Source organism: Janibacter sp. CoH_79_TC_3 (assembly GCF_058197955.1).
On record NZ_JBXWIV010000016.1, the window covers coordinates 19,015 to 43,422 of the forward strand.

Consider the following 24,408-nt stretch of genomic DNA (forward strand, 5'->3'; position numbering starts at 1 on the left):
GCCGATGCTTAATACATCAGTAACTTCATATTCATATAAATGATAAAGATTGCGCTTAATGATAAACGCGGGTGCCTTCATTTTCGCCCATAATAACGTTTAATAAGGCGTTAGGCTTGGTCATATCAAATACTTGTAACGGTACGTTATGCTCACGGCATAAGGCAATCGCTGTTAGGTCCATAACACCAAGTTTTTGCTCGAGCACTTCATCAAAGGTTAAGCCATCATATTTTTTGGCATCAGCATGTAGGCTTGGGTCTTTATCGTAAACACCATCAACCTTGGTCGCTTTTAAAATCAAGCCCGCCTCGATTTCAATACCACGTAAGCAAGCAGCAGTATCGGTAGTAAAGAAAGGATTGCCCGTACCCGCAACAAAAATACAAACTTCGCCATTTTTGAGATAACGAATGGCATTACGGCTACTATAGCTTTCAGTGACTTCACCGATTGGCAAGGCTGACATCAAACGCGTTTTAATATTGCGACGCTCAAGGGCATCACGCATTGCCAAACCATTCATAACAGTGGCTAGCATGCCCATCTGATCACCAGTCACCCGACCGACCAAACCTTCTTTTTGTAGCTGAGCACCGCGGTATAAGTTACCACCGCCAACGACGATACCGACTTGTACCCCAAGTCCGCGTAGGTGGGCGATAGATAAGCTCATCTTATCGAGCACTTCGCTATCAATCCCCATCTCTTTGCCACCGGCTAGGGCTTCACCAGAGAGTTTCAGCAAGATACGAGAGTAACGCGGGTTTTTGTCAGACATGAGGTCACCTTGTTAGCATTAAATTATAATTAAAATGAGCGGTAAAACACAAATAGAGTTTGCCTGTGGATTTACCCGCCATGCCATCTCAAGGGCTATAACAAGCACCAAGACTGATACAAACGGGTAAAAGGCTAAATTGCGCTAATTGTAGCAAAAACTGCCCGTGATTGGGCAATTTTTACTCGGTTATCGTTTAGGCTTTCTAACCTTTATAACTGGCAAACAAATCATACTCGCTAGCGTCATCGATCGTGACGGTTAGGAACTGTCCAACTTTGACTTGGGCAGTGATCTCATCAACGTAGACGTGACCGTCAATCTCTGGGGCATCCGCGTAGCTACGGCAAATCGCAATACCCTCTTCACTATCAATCTCATCGACCAATACCATTAGAGTTTTACCGACTTTCTCTTGTAATTTCTGTGCTGAGATGTCCTGCTGTAACGTCATCAAACGCTCATAGCGCTCTTGCTTGACGGCTTCAGGCACATGATTTGGCAAGTCATTGGCAACCGCACCTTCAACTTCTGAATACGTAAAGGCACCGACGCGATCGAGGCGCGCCTCTACCAACCAATCAAGCAGGCATTGGAAATCTTCTTCCGTCTCACCAGGGAAACCAACCACAAAGGTTGAGCGAATAACGATATCAGGGCAGATCTCACGCCACGCTTTAATACGCGCTAAGGTATTTTCGCTATGCGCTGGGCGCTTCATTGCTTTTAGAATACTATGGCTAGCATGCTGAAATGGAATATCAAGATAAGGCAGTAGTTTTTTCTCGCCCATCAATTCAACGACTTTGTCCACGTGAGGATACGGGTATACATAATGCAGGCGTACCCAAATACCTAAATCATTTAATGCTTGGCACAAGTCATAAAACTTTGACTTGAGCGGCATACCATTCCAAAAACTGGTCTTATATTTCAAGTCCAGCCCATAAGCAGAGGTATCTTGCGAGATAATAAGCAACTCTTTCACGCCAGCGTTTTTAAGCGCCATGGCTTCATTCATCACGCTATCAATCGGACGCGAGACCAAATCACCGCGTAAACTTGGAATAATGCAGAAAGTACAGCGATGATTACAACCTTCCGATATTTTGAGATAAGCATAATGGCTTGGCGTTAATTTAATACCCGCCTCATTAATCAAATCTATTTTTGGATCATAGTTTGCATCCTGACTGCGGTTTGGTCTAGGCACATGCTGCGCTACGGCGGTAATCACCTCGTCATAAGCGTGCGCGCCGGTCACAGCTAACACCGCTGGGTGCATGGCACGAATTTTTTCCGCTTCTTTACCTAAGCAGCCCGTGACAATCACTTTACCGTTTTTGCTAATGGCTTCACCGATGGCGTCCAATGACTCTTGCACTGCCGACTCAATAAAGCCGCAAGTATTGACCACGACCAAGTCTGCGCCTTCATAATCACTGGCCACTTGATAACCGTCACGGCTAAGTTCCGTGATAATGCGCTCACTATCCACCAAGGCTTTTGGGCAACCTAAGGACACAAAGCCAATCTTTGGCGCTGCGTTCACTGGCGCATTCATAGTCGCTGCTGTCGCTTTAGCTGATGCCGCTGCAACCACATCGCTGCTTTGTTCAATGCTACGGTTTTGATTGTGGTTGGCTTTATGGTGATAAGGTTGAACACTGTCAGTCGAGCTTTGCGCGGGCGTTGCTGTCGGCTTAGCAGGATTAAAAATAGTGGCAGTGTCTTTCGGCATAGAAGCTGTTGGCATAGAAGCTAATGATGTAGAAGCTGGCTGTGAAGTGGCAATAGTCGTATTAAGCGACTCGGTATAAGTTTTGGGCATGGCTGACCTTGCTAGAGAAAAATGGCTGTGCGCATTGTACGTTTTTTTTGCAAAAACCGCCAGTTTTGCCGCGCTATAGTGTTGATTTATGGTTAAATATTATATCGCGCACCTCTTTACTCTAGGCAGCCCTCATGACAGCTGATTTGATCACCGAAAAACCGGCACCAGATTTGACATTTATATCACAGCATTTATTTACAGCTATCTTATGGATTGACGATGAACTGTCTATCACTTGGCTAAATGCCCAAGCTGAACAATTACTGGCCATCAGTAGCGGACGCTTACTTAATCAATCAATACTGACGCTGCTTGCACCCGATGAGTTGACGTTAAAAGACAGTCTTATTAATAACAATCAAGAAGATAAAACTTACTCTTTGACTGAGCGCTTTTCTCAAGCGCAGCACTATCAACAGCCGTTTATCGATCATGACTATCTCATACACACCCAGCTCAATGGCGGACTGACACTCTCCGTAGATTATAGCGTGACGCCCGTCATTTATGAGCAGCAACCTTATTTTATTATTGAGATGTGGGGCAAGGATCGGCAAAGTCGTATTTCAGAAGAACAGCGTCAACAGCAGCAATATAGCGTTGCCCGTCATATGCTACGTTCGGTCGCCCATGAAATCAAAAATCCATTGGCAGGCATTCGCGGTGCGGCGCAATTATTGCAGCGGCAATTTATCAAGTTTAGTGATATGTCTGCTTTTGACAGAGAGGCTACCGCTGCTATCAGCGATGAAAATACCGATTCAAATTATAATAATAACCTGCAAGAAAATGCAGCAAAGCTCCGTAATTATACCGATATCATCATCTCAGAGACCGACCGTTTGACCCAGTTGATTGGGCAGTTCCTTGGCTCAAGTCAGTTACCAAAATGGCAAATGCTAAATATCCATGAGCCGCTAGAGCATGTTTTGGCCTTAGTAGTTAACCAATATCCAGAAGTAGCGCTACAGCGTGATTATGATTTGTCATTGCCTGAACTCTGTGCTGATAAAGACCAGCTGATTCAAGTCTTTTTAAACTTAATTAATAATGCTTGCGAATCCATGACTGAGTTTAAGCAAACGCTGCAGCAAAACGTACCAGCCATATCTAGTAATTTACCATCAGATATTGCGCAAAGTTATCTTGACGTTGATGATAGCTATCAACCAAAACTGCATATTCAAACGCGGGTTGCCTTTCAACATACCATCGGTAGCCAACAGCATAAGCAGGTCTTACAAATCACCATTACTGACAACGGCTCAGGAATAGATGATGCGCTGATTGGTCAGATATTTTTCCCGATGGTGACCAGTCGCGCTACCGGTACTGGGCTTGGTTTATCTATCGTACAAGATATCATCAGCCGCCATCATGGTATGATTGACGTCAGCTCAAATTCATCACAAAGCGATAATCCCAGTTATAATTACAACAACAGTCAGACCCGTTTTACCCTTTACCTACCTTTTCAGCAGCCAATCGCTGCCAGTTAATGCTGTCACCTCCCTCCTCTCACTGCTTATTAGGCGAAACACATGACTCAGTATAATGATACTCAACACCTTACGAGCAATGAGCAAATTTCAAGGGTCACCGTGAATAACGCGCCTAATGATAATCCAGCAACGTTATGGCTTATCGATGATGATGCGGCGCTGCGTTTGGTATTGGCAGATACTTTTGAGGATGCCGGTCTCAACGTTATTAGCTTTACCCAAGCGCAAGCGGCGTGGACACGCCTTAATGATGTCTTGCAACAGCACGAAGCAGCCGACCAACTACCAGATGTGATATTGACCGATATTCGTATGCCGATGATGGATGGTCTGTCCTTTAGTGATTGGGTACATAAGCACTTTCCTAAGCTGCCAATTGTCATTATGACAGCGCATTCAGACCTTACTTCTGCGATCAGTAGCTATCAAACTGGGGCATTTGAATATCTGCCCAAGCCCTTTGATTTAGATGACGCGGTCGCCACGATTTATAAAGCCATTAATTATCAGCCGAATAAGGAGCTAGTAAATCAGTCAAATGAGCCTGCTACCGATATAATAACTGACACTCCATCTGAGACCATCTCAAAAACTAATGCTTATTCAAAAAACAGCAATAAGATAAAGCAACCGATTAAACCTGTTAGCAAGATTGATACTATCAGTAAGCCTAATAAAACTACCAAAAATAACGCTGAATTTAAAATCAATGCTAATAGCAATCCCAGCGGCATTATTGGTCAATCACAAGCGATGCAGACGGTATTTCGCGCTATTGGGCGCTTAGCACATTCACCTATTACTGTTTTGATTACTGGTGAGTCAGGTACGGGTAAAGAGTTGGTTGCAGGCGCACTACACGAGCACTCTCCGCGCGCGCAGCAACCTTTTATTGCCCTTAATATGGCAGCAATTCCACATGATTTGATTGAGTCTGAATTATTCGGTCATGAAAAAGGCGCGTTTACTGGCGCAACGACGACTAGGCAAGGTCGTTTTGAGCAAGCTGACGGCGGGACGCTATTCTTAGATGAAATCGGTGACATGCCGTATAGCACCCAAACGCGTTTGCTGCGCGTACTGGCCAATGGCGAGTTTTTTCGTGTGGGCGGACAACAACCGGTCAAAGTAGATGTGCGCATCATTGCCGCCACCCATCAGAATTTAGAAGAGCTTGTCAAACAAGGCAAGTTCCGTGAGGATTTATTTTATCGCCTCAATGTGATTCGCCTACCATTACCGCCATTACGGAGGCGACCTGAAGACATTCCGGCATTAGCCAATTATTTTATGCTACGCGCCGCTAAACAGATGAATAGCGCTGAAAAGCACCTTCATCCGACGGCGCTACAGGTGATGCAATCTTTTGAGTGGCGTGGCAATGTCCGTCAACTTGAAAATGTCTGCCTTTGGTTGACCGTGATGGCAACGGGCGATACTGTCATGGTAGAGGATTTACCACCAGAGTTACTTGAAAATACGCTCTCGCTTCAAGAACCGCATCCACAGCAAAATCTTTCCGTAATAGAAACCACTCAAAATCAGCAGCACAGTGATGGCGTGTATAGTCCCAATCAAAACGAGCAAAACGTTCAAAACAATCAAGTCAGCCAAACTAATGAAAACCAGAGTTGGCAGCAGGCACTTGCCATATGGGCTGAGCAGTCTCTGCAAACTGGTGAAACAGATATTTTGCAAACCGCAACGCCAGAATTTGAACGTGTGTTGCTTAAGGCTGCTTTAAACCATAGTGGTGGCAAAAAGATAGCAGCCGCTAACTTACTTGGTTGGGGACGCAATACTTTGACGCGTAAATTGCAGCAATTAGGGATTACCGCATCAGAAGCACCAAATAATTGGAATTAAAACCACAAACTGCCGAATTAAAATATTAGTAATATCAATAATTTATAGAAACCATTAAAAATAATTGCTAAATAATTAAAAATAATCACAAATAGGGCTTGCCAAACCATTCAAACTCTATATAATAGCCAACCACTGAGACGCACTACCGAATCAGTTAACTATCTTGATAGCATTTGAATTTAACTGCTTTTGATGATAGAGTAACGAAAATGGGGCTGTGGCGGAATTGGTAGACGCACCAGATTTAGGTTCTGGCGCCGCAAGGTGTGAGAGTTCGAGTCTCTCCAGCCCCACCATTTTCGGATAGTACATCTTAGACCAAATATTAAAACCTGCCTTTGAGCAGGTTTTTTTGTGTTCGAGGTTTATGTAAAATACCGATATCTCATAAATAGTATCATCCTTAACAAGACTGCCATTAGCGCAAATCAAACCATCTATTAGAGGCATAAAATGACTGGTTTAAAACGATGAATAAAGAATTTTGGCTAACGATAGGTCTACTAGTGATATTAGCAGGTGGTCTTGTCGGGCTTCGCAGTTTATATAAACCCGCTACTTCAGCTGACATTTCATCTGGTGTAGATACAGACTCAAATACCAAGATTATGATGAGCTTAGATAAATTTAGTGGCTTTCATCATGATGCAGAGATACTTTTAGAAAAATTAACCGTCCTAAAAAAGGGAATGGAAAGCGCGACTGCTAACCAAGATAACAAACTATTAGCAAGCACCATCAGCAATACCTATAGAATTATCGATAATGTGAATGTGAATCGTCTGCCCACGATTGCACCTTTTGAGGTTTGTGATGAGGCGTTAAACACATTAAACCTCTATGCTATTGGCACAAAAAATTATTACTCTAATACTGACAAAATGAATGTCGATCAGGTTCATAAATTGAGAGATGCTTTTAATACTCAGTTTGCTCAGTGTCAAAGCGTTGTTAATGATAAATCTGTTGAGCAGCTCTACCAATACTATCAATAATACGCTTTACCTATTATTTAATCATTAAAAATCCCTCAAAACTTCTTTCATACTTTGATAGCGCTTTTGAACCTGCTTCGCCAATACCTTATCAACAATACCTTGATAACGACTATATTCTAACGGTAAGGTTGGAATAGTCTGTTGGCAATGCTGAATAGCCCATTCTCTTAACGGCTCATCATTTAGTGAGTCTGTATTAAATGGTCGCTCGCCTACTAATATCTCAGTTATCATTACTCCAAATGCATAAATATCACTTTGCACCGTTGCGCCCTGCCCTTGCCAGCGCTCAGGCGCAAGATACGCAGGCGTACCAGCAAGGCTAGCTCCTACTGATTTACTAATTGGCTCAGCTAAGGCAAAATCGGTCAATAATAAATTAGGAATGATACTGCTATTATCCGCATGATTTGGCATGAAACCATCTAGCAAAATATTACTGGGTTTAATATCATTATGTAACCAACCAGCGTTATGTAGATTGGCTATAAGCTGGGCAGATTGCACAATAAACTGATGCTTTCGTTGAAAGGTTAATAACGAATGATTTCGAACGTTAAGCTGAGTTGCCAAGCTACCATTTAGATAATAAGGCATAACAAGGATTGTCAATGGCAAAGACTGCGCTAAGATCTGCACTCTTAAGTTGTCATAGGCGAGTATTGGTGGTGCGATAGCGGTAAGGCTGCTTTGAAGGCTGTTCTGATTACTCGATAAACTGTTTATAGATTTTAAAATGCTAGCTTCATGGATTAAATCAGCCGAGTTTTGATTGGCATCAGTACTTAACTGCCATTTAATCATTACCTGCCCAAATTTTGGATGTTGGCCGCGCGTTAGCCCTTGGTAATTAATTTCACTATTATTAATCTCACTATTATGAGTTTGCTGGCTGATACGCTGGTGAGCTATCTCGCTATAATGCCAATCTAAGAATAAACCATTCAGTACTGGCAGAATTTGCTGCGCTTGCGTTTGTAAGGCTTGTTTTGCACCTGCTTGTATTGTAGAGGGAATACTGGCACTATTTTTCATGGTAAAGTGAAACCTTTATACGTCTAGTATGCCAAACGACATTCTAATTTATATGAGTGACCAATTATTATGCCCCAATCCACCAAGCCTGTTTTGAATTATGCCCTACCCGACCATTTATTAGATTTGCTTGGGCAGTATCTGCAAGAGCAGGTTACGCCAACTATCGAGATTGATCCTGCCCAGCTGGCCTATCGCTGGGTTGGCGGTCATCAGGGGCATTTAGAGCCGTTAGCGGTCAATTTATTTTTAAGTTTAGATGACTTGCATGGTATCGATACGCAAAAGGCAAAACTGGTACAGAACACACGACAGTTTCTAAAAGGCTATCCTGCCAATCATGTCTTGATGACAGGCACACGTGGCGCTGGCAAGTCATCGCTGATTCGGGCATTGCTACAAGCCTATCATAGCGAAGGATTGCGTATTATTGAAATTGCCCGTGATGACCTACGGGTGCTTGATAAGATACGTGCCGCCATTAATGCGCTGCCAGCGGATTGTGGCTGCCACTATGTGGTTTACTGTGATGATTTGGCATTTAACGGGCAAGACGAGAGTTATCGGACGTTAAAAAGTGTGCTGGACGGCTCGCTGGACTCAGAGCAAGACAAGTTATTGGTCTATGCCACCAGTAACCGCCGTCATCTTTTGCCACAGCTGATGAAAGACAACGTCAATATTTATAATGGTCAAACCGATGAGGTCAACCCTTACGAAACCATTGATGAGACGGTATCGCTGTCTGATCGCTTTGGGTTATGGTTGTCCTTTCATCCAATAGATCAAAATACTTACTTACACATCGTGCGCCATTATTTATCAATCTCACCAAATCTTAGCCTAGATAATGCCAATGAGGTTAAAGTAAGTAATGTTAATGAAGAAGTAAACAAAACACTACCTGATAATATCAGAGCAGCGGCCTTACGTTGGGCATCAGAGCGCGGCGGACGTTCGGGACGCGTAGCGTATCAGTTTAGCCGCTACTGGATAGGACAGACAAGATTAGCAGCTGAGGACAATCAATCTTAAATATTGACTAAAAATTATCTTTTATAAACGCGTGCAGAATCTAAATTCTGCACGCAGCTACCCTCTTCTTCGCTTATCAAATCAACTGTACCATTTACCATATATTGATCGAAATCTGCTGCTAACCACAGATTGCCTTTATAGGCACTTTCGGCATCCAAGCGGATATGCGCCATATTGGTTGTATTACTATTTGGATTATCAAAGCTTTGATAGCGAGCACTAAAATGGGTCAAGATTAAATTCTTAAGGCTGTTTTCTTGAGCGAACCTACCTACCAGCTGTGCGCTGCTATGCATCGGATCAAAGTCTGGATTTTTTGCCTGAATCTTATTTAACACCTCATGCGTATAAGTGGCCTCATGCACCAGTAAATCGGTATCGACCACCGCAGCGCTTAGGTATTCTGGCGTATCGTTATCGCCTGCAACCACTACACGTGTACGTTGCACTTCATTGTCGACATAATCTGCTGAATAAAGCTTATGTCCGTTTTCAGTTATAACATCCTCGCCCTGTTGCAGTCTGCCCCACAGTACGCTTGCTGGAAGACCTGCTGCTGTCAATTTATCGGTATTAAGCGTACGTCGGCTGATAGTTTGCGTAAGTCCAAAACCGTAAGAGGCGACACGATGCGATAACGGGTGAATATCTATAACTAGTTGATGTTGATTGTCTAAGCTGATCGCTACCTGACCTTTATTTTTACTATTTGGCTGAGATAGCAAATCTTCTATCGCCATAAAGTTAATAACAAATGGAAAATATAGCTCAGTCGTTACAGTAATGGCCTCAAGCAATGTGGCTATCGCTTTTGGCGCAATAAGCGTCAGCGCTGCAGTACGTCCTGACATTGCCGCACTCGCCAGCAGCCCTGGCAGACCATAACAATGGTCGCCATGCACATGGGTAATAAAAATCGCTTCGAGCTGATGTAAAGATAACTTGGTATGCAATAACTGCTGCTGTGTGCCTTCACCGCAATCAATTAAAACCCAAGGACGCGACGTTTTATTTTGCTGTTGATTTGCCGCCGAGCTATAAGGATTCAGGCACTCGATGGCAAGCGCTGTGACGTTACGCTGCTTGGTTGGCACCCCTGCTGAGGTGCCCAAAAAAGTTAGCTTTAACATAGGTAAGCTCTTATATCTAAATCCTTATGCTCTATAACAACTGACATATCATAGTTCTTTGACCTTCAATCATTTGCCCGCCATTAGCCGTACATTCATTGACCATGTTGGACTCATAAGATTTCCAGCCGCCATAAAAGCTGGCGAGGCATAGCAACACCACAAGCAATTTTTGTGACCAAGCTTTGATTGATACTTGCTGGCTATGCACATTAGAATTGGCAGTATTCAGCGCTTGTTTAGTAGCAATGCTAGTATCGGTATTCATATCGTCATCAAAATTGATATCGGTATTTTCGTCATTTGATTTATGCAAGTCTGTCATTTTTTATCCTAAAAAAGGTTTTGTTTATAAATAAACAAAACCTTTTATTTTAATATTAAATCAGTCATTTATGAACAATTAAATGCGCCGCGTTTAAAACTTTAAACGACCACCTTTTTCTTCTGCACGTTTAAAGGCATCGCGCTCTTCACAGCGTTTAAGCCAATTTAAGATATTGGCATATTTACTACTATCTAAACCGGTACCAGCATTGGCACCGACAACCGCAAGATGCATTTGAATATCAGCAGCACTAAATTCAGCGCCTGCAAACCAATGATTGTCTTGTAGATGCTGCTCCATCATGGCCAATATGGCATCTAGACTATTGCTAATCATGCTTTTTTCGACTTGATTGCGAATGCTTTTGCTCACAGGTTTGATAAGCATCGGCGACTGCTCAACCACCTTGGTAAATACCAAACGCATGACCAATGGCGGCATCACTGACGCTTCAGCGAAATGCAACCAAAACGTGTACGCTTCCCACGCCGCTTCATTGTCATCGGCCGGCTTAAATTTTTTCTCAGTATCATAATGCTTAAGCAAATACTCAATAATAAATCCTGACTCAATGAGCACACGGTCATTTACTTCCAACATTGGCGCATGACCGAGCGGATGTATTTGTTTTAAACTGTCAGGTGCGCGGTAGGCTTTATTGCGCTCATAGCAAGTCAGTTGATAATCGACGCCAAGTTCTTCTAGTAACCATAAAATACGAAACGAGCGTGAGTTTGCTAAATGATGAAGGTGTAACATAAGCCGTCCTAGTTATTAAGGTTATTAAAGCTATTAAATTTATTAAAATCATTAAAGTTATCGGGTGAGTAAGTAATACCATTTATACTTGCTACCACGCATTGTATTAATAAACTTTATTAAGCGTGGCAGCACTGCTGTCGATAATAACGCAATTGACGCCCCTTTAACACAGAAACTATGTAGAGTAATAGCAAAGAATCATGCTTACCCAGTCAAAACCAATTTACTTAAGCAGCAAGTATTATTTAGTGTGCAACGCTTAAATTTTACGCTTTATTCTATCCATCTTTTTTTGATAACGACGCATCTTACGGAAACGGTGCGCTGTTAGCACCCCGTCTATGCGGCGGTTTATCAAGCGGCGACGCGGAGGAAAGCCGCCCACTTGTGGCTCGCGGTAGCCATGCAAATGATTATCACGGCGGCGACGGAGATAACCCATTACACTATCGCCAATCATGATAAATAACGCCAAAGTAATCATGCCATACATAAATAACGAGCCGCCTTCATCGAGGCTTTGGTTTAAAACCGTGATAGATAAGACAAACAATAGCATGGGTTCTACGTAACTTAGGGCGCCAAATAATGACACTGGCAGCTTACTACTGGCAACCATAGTCAGCGACATCGCCAGTGCACTAAAAGCACCAAGTAGCGGCAATAAATACCAAAACTTTATGTTTTCTGCCGCCACGCTAAATCCACCACTGCTATATAGCATGATAAGCACTACTGGCGTCAGCAAAGTTAAATCTGATAGCAAACCGGTAATCGGCGGTACGGCAAGCTTACGCCGAAGCAGATAATAAGGCGGATAACCCAAACATACAAATAACGTCACCCACGATACCGTTCCATATTGGAAAATATCATAGCCAATTCCCAGTGCCGCAAATAATGCTGCTAACCATTGTAGCGCACTCATGTGCTCATGATAAAAAAAGCGCCCCAGTATTATCATCACTAGCGGCAATAAAAAATAACCCAAGGTGACATCAAGACCAAAACCATTCACCGGTCCCCACATGAACAGCCAAATCTGTCCACCCAAAATCGGTGTGGGCAATATAAATATCAGCCATTCTTTCGGGGTTTTTAAGGTTTTCAGATAATCAAAAACGTGTTGCCATTGCTTAGTAAAACTGACCAATATCAGTAAGCTCAATAACATCATCAGCACACGCCATGACGCCACCTGTGTGCCCGTTAAAGGCAACATGAATAGCCCAAACAAGAACATCAGTGAAAATAAAAAGCTGGATGATACTGCTGCTAAAGTTCCTTGAAAAGTTTGATTGGTCGTAAGCATAACAACGGCCTTAAAAATAGCGCTTGGTGGGTATTATTTATAATTTATAACCATTTGATAAAGATTATAAAATAAAAAATAAAAAGTAAACTTTGATAATAAACAGCACTCAAAAAAAAGCCTCCAACGATATCGTCAGAGGCTTTTTCTAGAGCAGCATTGCTAACTAAACTAAAAAGCTAACAACTGAGATAGTTACTCGTCATCGTTTGTGTTTTCATCTGCTGCATCATTCGATGTTTCGTCATCTAGCGTATAGTCATTAGCAATATCGATAACATCATTGATATCGGTCGTCGCGCTGTTACCAGTTTCGGCATCGATATCGATTTGCTCTTGACCCTCTACGGCAAACGTACCATCTTCTCTCATGGCATCGATCAACTCATCGTCGCCTTCTTCGTGCTCAACACGCGCCATAGCAACCAGCTTCTCATCTTTAGATAGACGAATCAGCGTCACACCTTGCGTATTACGACCAGAGCTAGCGACATGCTCAACTGGGGTACGCACTAATGTACCTTTGTCTGAGATTAAGATAATGTCGTCTGTAGAATCAACCTTGGTAGCACGAACCAGCGCACCATTACGCTCACTGGTTTTGATAGCAATAACACCGCCACCGCCACGATTTTGCGTATTGAATTCATCGATAAAGGTACGTTTACCAAAGCCATTCTCACAAGCAATCAGAATCTCGTGTACGTCATCTTCGATAACCACCAATGATTTAATAAACTCATCAGCCGCCAAACGCATACCACGAACGCCTTTTGCGGTACGACCCATCGCGCGCGCATCATTTTCATCAAAACGAATCGCTTTACCACTTGAGGCAAATAGCATCACTTCTTGGCTACCGTCGGTGATACGAGCGCTGACCAATTTATCGCCTTCTTCTAGACCAACGGCAATCAAACCGTTAGAGCGAATGTTAGCGAACTGCTTAAGCTCGACACGCTTGACCGTACCATTGGCAGTTGCGAAGAATACAAAAGGCGGCTCTGCTTGCGTGCTGTCGTCTAAATTATTATCTTCTGATAAGCTGTCATCGCCATCTACTAAGGCATCTGTTAATGAAGTCTCACCTTTTACTGAAAGCTCTTCTACGATTTTTGGAATAGGCAAAATAGTTGTAACGGTTTCATCAGGATTTAGACCAATTAAATTCACTAATGGACGACCACGGGCGCCGCGACTGGCAATCGGCACTTCAAAACCACGTAAGCTAAACACACGACCCGTATCGGTGAAGCACAGTACCGTCGAGTGCGTAGACGTTACCACTAAATGATCAATCACATCGTCTTCTTTCATGGCAGTTGCAGACTTGCCTTTACCACCACGTTTTTGCGCGACATAATCGTCAATCGGCTGAGTTTTAGCATAGCCAGTACGCGAAACCGTCATCACAACCGTTTGCTCCGGAATCAAATCTTCACGGCTAAAGTCCGTACGTGAATCAACAATATCGGTACGGCGTTCATCACCGAAGTTATCACGAATCTCAATCATCTCATTAGAGATAATGGTCATTAACTTATCAAAATCACCAAGGATTGATTCTAAATTAGCGATTTCACGTAATAGATCCTGATATTCTTCCGTCAGCTTATCTTGCTCAAGACCCGTTAGGCGATGCAATTGCATGTCTAAAATGGCGTTGACCTGCTCAAGCGATAAGCGATAACGTTGCTCACCTTCAACTGAACCATCAATTAAGCCAAACGGTGCTTTTAGATCTTCACCTTCGATATAGTCAGGTCGTACTGATTGACTACCAGCAGCTTCTAGCATGGCGACTACACTACCTGAACCCCATGTATTATCGAGTAAGTTTTCACGAGCCATAGCGCGACTAGCAGACGCTTTAATGGCCGTAATAATCTCGTCGATATTAGCCAACGCAACGGCCAAACCTTCAAGCAAATGACCACGAACGCGCGCTTTATTAAGCTCATATATCGTACGGCGCGTAACGACTTCTTGACGATGGCGGACAAAGGCAGCAATCAGCTGACGTAAAGTTAGTAGCTTAGGCTGACCATTATCGAGCGCGACCATATTGATACTAAAGCTAGATTCAAGTGGCGTTTGTAGAAACAAATTATTAACAATAACTTCAGCCGTTTCACCACGACGCAAGTCAATAGCGATACGCATACCGTCTTTATCAGACTCATCACGTATTTCACTAATACCTTCGATTTTCTTGTCACGTACCAGCTCAGCAATACGCTCAATCATCTTAGCTTTATTAGATTGATAAGGTACTTCAGTGAAGACAATACGCTCACGATCACGGTTGACGCCAGTGTCAGTCATTGGCTCAATATGATAGCGACCGCGAATATGTAAACGACCTTTACCAGTACGATAGGCATCTTGGATGCCAGCGCGACCGTAGATGATACCGCCAGTAGGAAAGTCAGGACCTGAAATATGCGACATCAACTCTTCGGCAGATATTTGCGGATTTTCGGCATAAGCCAAGCAGGCATTAATCACTTCAGTTAGGTTGTGCGGCGCCATATTGGTCGCCATACCAACAGCAATACCCGTTGCACCGTTGATTAGTAGGTTTGGAACACGTGCTGGCATGACGCTAGGCATACGCTCAGAGCCATCATAGTTGTCTTCCCAATCGACCGTATCTTTATCTAGATCAGCGAGCATTTGGTGGGTCAGCTTGGTCATACGCACTTCGGTATAACGCATCGCTGCCGGTGGATCATCATCAATCGAGCCAAAGTTACCTTGACCATCAACCATCGGATAACGCAAGCTAAAGTCCTGCGCCATCCGCACAATCGCATCATATACTGCACTATCGCCATGGGGATGGTACTTACCAATGACGTCACCGACCACACGTGCCGACTTTTTATAAGGCTTGTTGTAGTCATTAGACAAGACGTGCATAGCGTACATCACACGGCGATGTACAGGCTTGAACCCATCACGCACATCAGGCAGCGCACGCGATACAATCACGCTCATCGCATAATCCAAATAGGATTGTTTTAATTCTTCGACGATGCCAATAGGACTGACCGACTCGCTCATATACACTCCCTCACTGGTTCCATTCCCTAAAATTTACGCGGTTGCTATCGTTAATAATGCGCAGAGTCATACAAAAATACAGCGACATAAATGCGTCGCTACTATCAATATATAAACCATAAAAAAGCACTGTTAAGCGTGCGAAACAAAGGAGAAATGGCGATAGTTTTAATAATAATTAAAAGAAGCTATTTTAGCACAAATTTGTTAATTTAGGGGGTTCTAGATGCCATTAAAATCAAGCAAAACAGCTCATTAGCGTTGATTTTTGGATATAGCAATAAGGATAAAAATGACTTTAACAACAGAGCCTTGTCTTTGACGTTTTTAAAGGCTGTTGTATAAAAAAACTGCATCCGATGGACACAGTTTTTTTCGCGAGTAAGATTAAAACTACTTATATGTTTAACGATAAAGCATTTTAGACAGGTTTGAATTCCTGATTAAAGAACTCGCGGGTTGCCTCAGTACAGGCTGGACTGACCAAATCGCCATGATAGTTAGTATAGAATGCCAATAATGAAGCGACACCGCCCTGTGGGGCTGCGTCATCCTTAATTTTCTTAACGCTATTACTAAAGTTGGTTTGCACGCTATCTTTAACAGCGACCGCATCCCATTTATTCATTGACGCCTGCCCAATCATGATAAAGTCCTGTTTGTCTGGGCGCTCTGCTTTGTTGTCTTTATCCACATCTAAAACCGTAATATTAAGTTTCTTAGCAGGATTCTTGGCTACTTCTGCCTGTAATAGTTTTACCATCGAACCCGTATTGGTATCGAAATAAACGGTCGGATCTTGGTTGCCACCACAAATAAACGTCGGCATAGTAGGCACATATCCACGTAAGTCATTATCCTTTAATGCTTTACGCAGGTTATTTTGCGGATTGGCAGCCGGTAAATTATTACTATTGGCTAACGTTAAACCATCAGGATTTTTTTGCGTATCTGCCACATAAGCCGCACGGAATTCTGTTTTAATCAAATAATCGGTCTCATCATAGCCACCCAAAATAGAAAACAGTTTACCTTGTGATAAACCTGCCAGCCTTGGATCGCTAGGATTCTTTTGGAATAAAGCATTATTAGGCAGTTTTCCTGCTTGGACCAACTCACCAAATGGCGTATTACTAGGCAACTGCGCGTCCGCATACTTATCTAAGAAAATATCTGATTTCTTGGTATAAATATTGCCGTATTTTGCCTGTAAGCCAATACCAAGTAATGGTGCAAAGCGCGACGCCCCAATATTGACATTGCCTGTAAAGATTTCATCACCAAAAGCGGCCAAGGCATAAGGGCCTGATGATGGCGCAATCGCCGTCACTGCTTTCTTTTGTGACTCTAATAATCTAGCGGTTGCCATAGTGACATAGCCACCTTGCGAGTAACCAGCGATAAACAGCTTACCTGAATCATCAATTTTGCTGTAATTGGCATCATTGCCGCGTTTTTTGCGTTCGATAATACTACGCGCGCTATCGAGCGCATCAACCATGTCGGTCGACTGCTGCTGGGCAACCAAATAAGGATGGTAGTCAAGTTTTGAGTCATCGTAACCTGCATAATTAGGGGCGACGACGATATAGCCTTGAGCGGCAAAGTTTGCAGCAATTAAGTTGGCTTCCCCCACCGCAGGATTTTTAGTGTTGCCGACTTGAGCAAAGTCATAGCCTTTATCAGTGGTTGTGCCATGCGCATACAATAATACTGGGCGATCACCTTTGCATTCAGCAGCGTCGCCAGTAGGTAGCATCAAAGCAGCCGTAGCATTGGTATCTTCATCGGCGGCACCTTTGGTATCATAGCTGACTTTTTCTATCGTAACGCCGCACTTAGCTGCAGGCGTTGCCGAACTTCCCAGACCAAGACTACTATTGATATCGTTTGCCGTAAAGGTTTTTACAAACTTAGCGCTGGCAGAGGACGAAGGCGATTCAACGAAACGCTCATTATCATCGTCATTACAACCAACAAGCAATAAGCTACTGGCAATGGCTAGCGATAAGAGGCCGCGCGTCATGATGGGTTTGTTTATAATAGATGAATTGGGTAAGACCATGATTGCTATCCTTAGCAGTGATAATGCAAAAAATTGCCTAGAATCCTTGGCAATTGGTAGGTGCAGCTTAGTTAAGATATTTTAATAGACATTCTTTTAACGATGGCCTTAATAAAAACAGTCTTAATATAGAATTTTTAAGTAAGATTATTTAATAAAAATTATTGCTTCAACGTTACTATTTATACGCTAAAACCCTATTAAAATCCAATAAAAATTTATGAAAAACCCTTTCGAATACTTTAGATAAAACAGAGCCCGTTATGAATCAGGAAATCAGTCAAGCAACTAGCCAGCCAGTGAACCAAGCAATCACACCATCAATAAACCAGCCCGATACGCGCACAGATCGCAGCTTTGATGCGATTGCTGACCACTTTGAAAAAAAGGTTTACGGCGGCTTAAAGGGTGACATTCGTTTGGCAGTATTGCGCCGTGATATTTTTGAATATTGTGCAAGGATGAGCCAGACGCTTGGGCGACCGTTACGTATACTAGATGTGGGCGCAGGGCTGGCGCAGATTGCGATTGAGCTTGCTAATCAAGGGCATACGTTGGTTATCAATGATATCTCAGTTAATATGTTAAAGAAAGCGCAAGCAAGTGCCGCACAAAATGGTGAAAACCATGAAAAATTGGCTATTACTTGGCATGTATGCCCGTATCAAGAGCTTGAAAAAAAGCTAGCGGGTAACACAGAAAAGTTTGATTTGATTATGTGTCATGCGCTGCTTGAATGGTTGGCAGAACCGGCAGATGTGATGGATTTTTTCGATAAGCATTTGACTGAAAATGGCGCGCTCTCGCTGTGCTTTTATAATCCGGCGAGTTTCGATTATCGCAATCTTATTATGGGTAATTTTAACTTATTGGATAACAGCGAGTATAAAGCGGACAACAAAAAAAGCCTCACGCCCAATTATCCAGTCGCTAAAGAAGAAGTTGAATCTTGGTTAGAAGCTCATCATTATCAAACGATACTTTCCAGTGGCTTGCGGGTGTTTCATGATTATTCGCCGCTAAAACGTGGCGGTCATAACGATCCTGATGCGGTGATACGTATGGAGCTGCGCTACTCACAACTCGAGCCATATAAATGGCTAGGGCGCTATTTGCATATATTGGCAACGCGTCACGCTTAACGTCTTCGTTAAGTTTAACGCGCAGTGCCAAGTTTAAATTTGATAACTATCTGACGTCTTACACACGTTCTGACCGATCATACTCCGACCACGTGGTGGCATTGATGTCTTTCTCATCAAACACTACCACATGCTCTAGGATAGGTAAGATACCAATTTGCGAGCCAATCTCATGGTTATGATGACTGGCAACTAACGACAATACGGTTTGACCATCGGCAAGCTGCAAGCGATAAAGATAGTTTGCCCCACGAAATACGCGTCCGACTACTAAAGCCGTCTGCGTACTTTCATCGTCATGGATGATATCATCGGGACGTACTAGCACCTTAATCGGTGTACCGTTGGGATAGTCATACTCGCAATACTGCGGCTGACCTGACTCGTCATAGACTTCCATGCGACGATAAATATCACCAAGCGCAGTTTCGACATGACCTTCCTTGATGATGCCGTCTATCATCGCCCCTTCACCGACAAATTCAGCAACAAACGGGCTGATCGGCTCATGATATAACTCACTTGGCGTTGCCCACTGTACCAATTTACCTTTATCCATCACACCGACTTTATCCGCTAAGGCAAAGGCTTCGTTTTGATCATGAGTAACCAAAATAGCGGTGGTATTGGTGCGTTTAAGGATATCACGGACATTCATCGCCAGTGACTCACGTAGCACCACATCTAAGTTAGAAAATGGCTCATCAAGTAGCAAAAGTTTAGGTTTTGGTGCCAATGCACGTGCCAACGCTACCCGCTGCTGCTGTCCGCCTGATAGCTCGCTAGGACGTTTATCGGCATGTTCTGACAATTCGACAAGCTCTAGCATTTCTTTAACGCGGGCTTTTTTTTCAGCAGCCGACCATTTATTAAGACCAAAAGCGATATTTTTTGCCACGCTCAAATGTCCAAATAACGCATAATCCTGAAACACCATTCCCATGCCACGCTTGGCTGGCGCGACCGCAAATTTGGTGCGCGTTGTCTGCTCGGTTAGACGCTGATTGTTTAAGAGAATTTTACCGCCACGGCTTTGCTCTAAACCTGCAATCGCTCTTAAGGCGGTGGTTTTTCCGCAACCGCTATAACCCAAAAAACAACCGATTTCACCTTGTTGCAAATCTAGCGATAAGCCATTAACGATAATCGTATTGTCATATCCAACGATTAAATCTTGAACGCTAAAATAAGCATCGTCAGCGCTAGCAGTATTTTTAGAGGAATTAAAAACATGGTTATCTTGCAAGTTAATTTGTTCTGCTGTTTCTTGATGTAAGTCAGTTTGATTTGTAACACTTTGATTTAAAGTGCTTTGAGGTAAGCTTTTATCCACTTGCAGCTGGGCTACCTGAGCTTTGGTTAGTAGCGTTGTGGGTGGTTTTTTCACATGCTCCGGTCTTGGCTTGCCGCTTATCTTTAAGGATTCAGGCTTTAAAGATTTAGGCGCTGCTGGATTGGTTGAATCGTTCATCAAGTCAGTATACATAGACGGTACCAGTAAGCTATTAGTGAATAAAACCCATCATTGACGCGGTTTTTAATAAGGCTTTTTTTTAATATGGTTATTTTTTAATGAGGTTCTTTTTAATGTAGCTGTTTAATTATGACTATTTAATTATAGTTGTTTAATGATAAATGCACTTAACCTTGCTTATCACTTTGGCGCAGCAATATCCAAACAGGGATAAGACCGACCAGCACAATCAACAAACTGGGCAATGCGGCGCGCGCCCACATGCCTTCACTGGTCATCTCAAACACCCGAACCGCCAACGTATCCCAGCCTTGCCGCCGCGTCATTAAAGTAATCGGCATCTCTTTCATCACTTCGACAAAGCCCATTAATAATCCAGTCAATACCCCTGGGCTCAATACAGGCAACATCACTTGCCGCCAGCGCTGATATGGGCTATCACTGAGTAATTTAGCCGCCGCTTCTTGATTGACCGTTAAGCGCTGTAGCTGACGGTCTACCGGCTGAAAGCTCACGGTCATAAAGCGCGTCGATAAGGCCAGCAGCATCACAATAACACTACCAGATAAAAACTGCGTTGAGGTAATACCAAAAGCTATCATCTGATTATCAAGCCACGCAATCGGAATAAATATCCCAACGGCCAATACCGTACCCGGCACCACATAACCCAAATTGGCTAAGGTGGTCATCAGCTTAGTCGATTTATCCGGATATTGACGCTTAACCCACGCAATAATAATCGCCAAAAAAGCGATAAATATGGTGGTCATGCTCGCAATCATAAGACTATTAGTGACGAAATCAATATAACGCGCATCAAAGTCTTGCTGGAAATTTAAGGCGGTCCAATAGAGCAGCTGCAAAAAAGGAATCAAAAACGCTATTAAAAATACCAGCGTACAAAGTAGCGCCATGCCCCACTTGGCAGGTTTACTGGCTTCAAAGCGCTGACTACTACCCTGCGTTACCGTATTACCACGCTTTGCTTGCCAATATTGCTCAAACAAGACGACGATAAAGACCACGCCGATTAATAGCGCTGCCAATTGCGCGGCGGTAGTTAGACTAAAAAATCCAAACCAAGCTTTATAAATCGCTGTCGTAAAAGTATCGACATTAAATACCGACACGGCGCCAAAATCTGCAAGCGTCTCCATGCTGGCAAGTAGCAAACCACCAATGACCCACGGTAGCGCCTGTGGTAACGCCAGCCGAAAAAACACCTTACTACGACTTAAGCCAAGCATCTGCCCCGCTTCAATCGCGCGCCTGCCTTGTGATAAAAACGCTTGGCGTGCAAGCAAATAGACATAAGGATAAAATGCCAAGGACAATACCAAACCTGCGCCCCAGACGTTACGTACCGATGGGATAGCAGTAGCAAAACCAAACTCCCTTAAAGCCGTTTGCAGTGGTCCACTAAAGTCAACAATACCGACGGTAACAAATGCTAAGACATAAGCTGGCATCGCTAGTGGCAACATCAGCGCCCACGCAAAAAACCGCTGTCCAGGGAAGCGGTACATACTGGTCACCCAAGCAAGTGCGGTACCGATAACGCCAGAAATCAGCGTCACCATCATCAATAAGATGACAGTATTTTCTAACACTTGCGGCAACACATATTGGCGCATATGCGTCCAAATATCAGCGACCGGCTGTGTCCATGATAATAGTACGATTAAAATCGGTACGAGCATAAACAACGAAATCAGTCCTAAGATTGATTTCGAGATAATACGTTTGCGGACGACATGGTCTTGACTGATAGACGGGCTATTGTTGTCGTTATTAGCTTCATTGACAGTATTGTCTTGCTTAGCAGACGCTTCTGGCATTGTTATCATAAGTTGCTACCGTGTCTTACGCATAATGACGCTATTAGATGCTAGATGACTAAACATCTAATAGCTAAAAACCAACCGCTCAGCTACTTGCAGCCTGTTATTTATAACCCGCTTTATCCATCATTTGAATAGCTTGGGTTTGTAGCTCACCAAATTTCTGCACGCTGATACTGTCTTGTTTAAATGGACCCCAAGATCTGAGTAGCTCTGACTCATCGATACCTTCTTTCACAGGATACTCTTTATCAGAACTGGCATAAAGACCTTGCGCTTCATCAGAAGATAACCACTCCATCAATTTAAGCGCGCCATCTGGATTGTCTGAGTTAGCGATAACCCCAGCGCCAGAGATGTTCACATGAGTACCAGTGCTGTCTTGGTTTGCCCAAAATATTTTTACAGGGAAGTTTGGTTTTTCATCAAGCAGGCGACCATAATAATAGCTGTTAGCGACACCCACTTCACACTGACCAGCGGCAATCGCCTCTAACATGCTGGTATCATCACTAAAGACGTCCGTTGCTAAGTTAGCTACCCAACCACGAATAATTTGCTCTGTTTTTTCTTCGCCCAGATTTTCCATCATGCTTGCAACCAATGATTGGTTATAAACAGCTTTTGATGAACGCAGACAAAGCTTGCCTTTCCATTTTGGATCGGCTAGATCAGCATAGGTTGATAGCTGAGCTGCATCAACTTTACTTGGATCATAAAAGATAGTACGGGCACGTAATGACAAACCTGTCCACTGACCTTTTGGATCACGGTATTTAGCAGGAACGTTAGTTTCTAAGATAGTAGAAGACACAGGTTGTAGTAAGCCTTGTTCTGCTGCTTGCCATAAGTTACCCGCGTCAACGGTTAACAGCATATCAGCGGGGGTGTTTTTACCTTCCGCTTGCAGACGCGCCATCAATGGACCGGTTTTATCGGTGACCAGCTCAATTTTAACACCTGTTTTTTCAGTATATTTATCTAATAACGGCTTAATCAACTGCTCATTACGTGATGAGTAAATAGTAACGGTTTGCCCACCTTCCGCCGTTGCACCATCATTTGCAGCCACTTCTTGCGCCGTGCCAGATTGCTCAGCCCCAGTCGTTGTAGCTTCAGCATCCACACTTTCTTCTGGCGTCGATGAATTACTACAGCCCGCAAGACCCAACATCATGCCAAATACAGCAACGGGTAAAGTAAGCTTAGTAGAAGATAGATTTGCACTGATAGCAGATAATGACATGGCATTCCCCATAATGGTGCTACGGATAAGTAAGATAAAAGGACATTAAAATCATTAATAAATGATTCAATAGCGGGATTAATAAGACATTAATGTCTGAGATACAATATACTAATCGAAATGAGATTAATTATCAATACATTTATCTTGCCCTGCTATACCAGTAATATGTCCTTAATTTTTAAAATGATATGAGTGTCGTATTCATCTGTCTGAGCTTAATTCTGACCTTCTAGTAGCCACTGCCCCAAAATGACATTAACCGCCGCTTCGGTGCGCAATATACGCGCACCGATATTGACCGCCGTGCAACCTTGCTCGGCAAGTAAGTCAATCTCATAATCAATCCAACCGCCTTCAGCACCGATAAAAACCATACTTGGCAACAATGAACTAACTGACCTATGAGGTGGTTCAGTATTTTCTAGCTGTTGCACATATTGCGCAAATGATAGCGCACTATAAGGATGAGCAACGATGGCGCGATTAGTCATTAAGCTTGCAAGCTTATCTTCAACAAAGGGCTTAAAGCGTTTTTGCAGACTGATGCGCGGCGCAACCGTGTCCACACCTTGTTGCAGTCCTTCTGACACAAACTCGTCAAGACGAGCCAACATCGGGCTTTGCCAATAGCTTTTTTGCGTACGGTAGCTATTGATAAGGATAATATCATTAACGCCAAGCGCGGTCATATCCATGATTAGGCGACGTAACACTTTTGGCCGTGGCAATGCCAGCACCACTGTAAGATTAAGCTTAGGTGGCGGATTTCTGGTCAGACATACATTCCCTAGCTGAATACTATTGGAGGCGATATCTTCAATGATGGCACTACCGAGCTTGCCGCCAAGTTGGCCAATTTTTAACGTATCGCCTACTTTGGCATCCAGTACTTTATTCACATGGGCAATTTGCGCCAAATCATTGATGTGTGCAGTATCATGTTGAAAGTTAGCTGCTGGCAATAATATACAGTTCATAG

18 protein-coding genes and 1 tRNA gene are annotated in these 24,408 nt (G+C 43.3%); 6 read left to right on the forward strand and 13 right to left on the reverse strand.

What is annotated here, in order from left to right; all coding sequences use genetic code 11:
- Positions 1 to 55: 55 nt before the first annotated feature.
- Positions 56 to 781: a UMP kinase gene (gene pyrH, locus AC2FA3_RS11855; protein WP_201609567.1), complete on the reverse strand. Its 726-nt coding sequence runs from the start codon at positions 779 to 781 to the stop codon at positions 56 to 58.
- A gap of 205 nt (positions 782 to 986) precedes the next feature.
- Complete coding sequence (gene rimO / locus AC2FA3_RS11860; RefSeq protein ID WP_490509744.1) at positions 987 to 2,612, reverse strand: 30S ribosomal protein S12 methylthiotransferase RimO; 1,626 nt, start codon at positions 2,610 to 2,612, stop codon at positions 987 to 989.
- Positions 2,613 to 2,746: 134 nt separating this feature from the next.
- Between rimO and AC2FA3_RS11865 the strand changes: the two genes are divergently transcribed.
- From AC2FA3_RS11865 to AC2FA3_RS11880, 4 genes are all read left to right on the forward strand, one after another.
- Complete coding sequence (locus AC2FA3_RS11865; protein ID WP_490509746.1) at positions 2,747 to 4,114, forward strand: two-component system sensor histidine kinase NtrB; 1,368 nt, start codon at positions 2,747 to 2,749, stop codon at positions 4,112 to 4,114.
- 42 nt (positions 4,115 to 4,156) lie between these two features.
- The gene (locus AC2FA3_RS11870) at positions 4,157 to 5,983 is read left to right on the forward strand and encodes a sigma 54-interacting transcriptional regulator (RefSeq protein ID WP_490509748.1); all 1,827 of its coding nucleotides are present in this window, start codon (positions 4,157 to 4,159) and stop codon (positions 5,981 to 5,983) included.
- Positions 5,984 to 6,197: 214 nt separating this feature from the next.
- Positions 6,198 to 6,282, forward strand: a tRNA-Leu gene (locus AC2FA3_RS11875).
- A gap of 174 nt (positions 6,283 to 6,456) precedes the next feature.
- Positions 6,457 to 6,981 carry a hypothetical protein gene (locus tag AC2FA3_RS11880; RefSeq protein ID WP_490509749.1) on the forward strand — a complete coding sequence of 175 codons (525 nt, stop codon included), beginning with the start codon at positions 6,457 to 6,459 and terminating at the stop codon, positions 6,979 to 6,981.
- Between the two features lie 24 nt (positions 6,982 to 7,005).
- Here the strand turns inward: AC2FA3_RS11880 and AC2FA3_RS11885 are convergent, their stop codons facing one another.
- On the reverse strand, positions 7,006 to 8,019 hold the full coding sequence (locus AC2FA3_RS11885; RefSeq protein ID WP_490509751.1) for a protein kinase domain-containing protein: 1,014 nt from the start codon (positions 8,017 to 8,019) through the stop codon (positions 7,006 to 7,008).
- 69 nt (positions 8,020 to 8,088) lie between these two features.
- Between AC2FA3_RS11885 and AC2FA3_RS11890 the strand changes: the two genes are divergently transcribed.
- Positions 8,089 to 9,054, forward strand: a complete 966-nt coding sequence (locus AC2FA3_RS11890; protein WP_490509752.1) for an ATP-binding protein — start codon at positions 8,089 to 8,091, stop codon at positions 9,052 to 9,054.
- A gap of 14 nt (positions 9,055 to 9,068) precedes the next feature.
- Here the strand turns inward: AC2FA3_RS11890 and AC2FA3_RS11895 are convergent, their stop codons facing one another.
- From AC2FA3_RS11895 to AC2FA3_RS11920, 6 genes are all read right to left on the reverse strand, one after another.
- The gene (locus AC2FA3_RS11895) at positions 9,069 to 10,187 is read right to left on the reverse strand and encodes a ribonuclease Z (RefSeq protein WP_490509753.1); all 1,119 of its coding nucleotides are present in this window, start codon (positions 10,185 to 10,187) and stop codon (positions 9,069 to 9,071) included.
- Between the two features lie 31 nt (positions 10,188 to 10,218).
- Complete coding sequence (locus AC2FA3_RS11900) at positions 10,219 to 10,512, reverse strand: hypothetical protein (protein WP_490509755.1); 294 nt, start codon at positions 10,510 to 10,512, stop codon at positions 10,219 to 10,221.
- 93 nt (positions 10,513 to 10,605) lie between these two features.
- Positions 10,606 to 11,274, reverse strand: a complete 669-nt coding sequence (locus AC2FA3_RS11905; protein WP_490509756.1) for a glutathione S-transferase — start codon at positions 11,272 to 11,274, stop codon at positions 10,606 to 10,608.
- Positions 11,275 to 11,536: 262 nt separating this feature from the next.
- Positions 11,537 to 12,589: an EamA family transporter RarD gene (gene rarD / locus AC2FA3_RS11910; RefSeq protein WP_490509757.1), complete on the reverse strand. Its 1,053-nt coding sequence runs from the start codon at positions 12,587 to 12,589 to the stop codon at positions 11,537 to 11,539.
- Positions 12,590 to 12,784: 195 nt separating this feature from the next.
- Entirely contained in the window at positions 12,785 to 15,655 is a 2,871-nt protein-coding gene (gyrA, locus tag AC2FA3_RS11915) for a DNA gyrase subunit A (protein ID WP_490509758.1), read from the reverse strand.
- 421 nt (positions 15,656 to 16,076) lie between these two features.
- Complete coding sequence (locus AC2FA3_RS11920; RefSeq protein ID WP_490509760.1) at positions 16,077 to 17,720, reverse strand: alpha/beta hydrolase family protein; 1,644 nt, start codon at positions 17,718 to 17,720, stop codon at positions 16,077 to 16,079.
- A 263-nt stretch (positions 17,721 to 17,983) separates the two neighbouring features.
- On the opposite strand from AC2FA3_RS11920, the gene AC2FA3_RS11925 reads away from it, so the two are divergent.
- Positions 17,984 to 18,862 carry a methyltransferase gene (locus tag AC2FA3_RS11925; protein WP_490509761.1) on the forward strand — a complete coding sequence of 293 codons (879 nt, stop codon included), beginning with the start codon at positions 17,984 to 17,986 and terminating at the stop codon, positions 18,860 to 18,862.
- Between the two features lie 58 nt (positions 18,863 to 18,920).
- On the opposite strand, the gene AC2FA3_RS11930 is transcribed toward AC2FA3_RS11925, so the two are convergent.
- The 4 genes from AC2FA3_RS11930 to AC2FA3_RS11945 all read right to left on the reverse strand — a co-directional run bounded on the left by AC2FA3_RS11930 (position 18,921) and on the right by AC2FA3_RS11945 (position 24,406).
- Positions 18,921 to 20,348, reverse strand: a complete 1,428-nt coding sequence (locus AC2FA3_RS11930; RefSeq protein WP_490509762.1) for an ABC transporter ATP-binding protein — start codon at positions 20,346 to 20,348, stop codon at positions 18,921 to 18,923.
- 155 nt (positions 20,349 to 20,503) lie between these two features.
- Complete coding sequence (locus AC2FA3_RS11935; RefSeq protein ID WP_490509764.1) at positions 20,504 to 22,186, reverse strand: ABC transporter permease; 1,683 nt, start codon at positions 22,184 to 22,186, stop codon at positions 20,504 to 20,506.
- 97 nt (positions 22,187 to 22,283) lie between these two features.
- On the reverse strand, positions 22,284 to 23,426 hold the full coding sequence (locus AC2FA3_RS11940; RefSeq protein ID WP_490509765.1) for a Fe(3+) ABC transporter substrate-binding protein: 1,143 nt from the start codon (positions 23,424 to 23,426) through the stop codon (positions 22,284 to 22,286).
- A gap of 218 nt (positions 23,427 to 23,644) precedes the next feature.
- Entirely contained in the window at positions 23,645 to 24,406 is a 762-nt protein-coding gene (locus tag AC2FA3_RS11945) for a 16S rRNA (uracil(1498)-N(3))-methyltransferase (protein ID WP_490509767.1), read from the reverse strand.
- Between the last annotated feature and the right edge of the window lie 2 nt (positions 24,407 to 24,408).